General features: G+C 66.0%; 1 protein-coding gene. It reads left to right on the forward strand.

What is annotated here, in order from left to right; translation table 11 throughout:
* On the forward strand, positions 1-686 hold a 686-nt coding region (locus MA875_RS17355), incomplete at both ends, for an IS3 family transposase (RefSeq protein WP_248243448.1).

The following is a 686-nucleotide window of genomic DNA, read 5'->3' on the forward strand; positions in this document are numbered from 1 at the left end:
ATCGCTCCGTCCGGTTACTACGCGTTCAAGAAGCGGCCCCCGTCGGCGCGGACGATCAGCGATGCGGAGATGATCGTGGAGATCGAGAAGGTGTTCTGGGACCGCAAGCTGGGCCGCGGGATCAGCGGCGCCCGCAAGGTCTGGCATCTGCTCAAGCGGGAAGGGATCATCGTGGCCCGGTGCACCGTCGAACGGCTCATGCGTCAGCAGGGGCTGCGAGGCATCCGCCGCGGCAAGCAGTTCATCACGACAAAGCCCGACGGGGCGTCGTTCCGGCCCCCGGATCACGTGCAGCGCTGCTTCCGCGCGGACCGACCGAACGAGCTCTGGGTGGTCGACTTCACCTACGTTCCGACGTGGTCGGGGATGGCGTTCACCGCGTTCGTCACCGACGTCTACTCGCGCCGGATCGTCGGCTGGCGGACCATGAACCGGATGCCCACCGACCTCCCACTGGACGCACTAGAGATGGCGTTATGGGTCCGCGACCGCGCCGGCCAGGACGTCGCCGGGCTCATTCAACATTCCGATGCCGGAGCGCAATACACCGCGTTGCGCTACTCCGAGCGGCTCGCTGATGTCGGCGCGATCGCGTCCATCGGGACCGTGGGTGACTCGTTCGATAACGCCCTGGCAGAGACGGTCGTGGGCCTTTACAAGAACGAGTGCGTGAAGATCGACGGCCC

It is taken from the genome of Microbacterium kunmingense, assembly GCF_023155745.1.
Taxonomy (GTDB): domain Bacteria; phylum Actinomycetota; class Actinomycetes; order Actinomycetales; family Microbacteriaceae; genus Microbacterium; species Microbacterium kunmingense.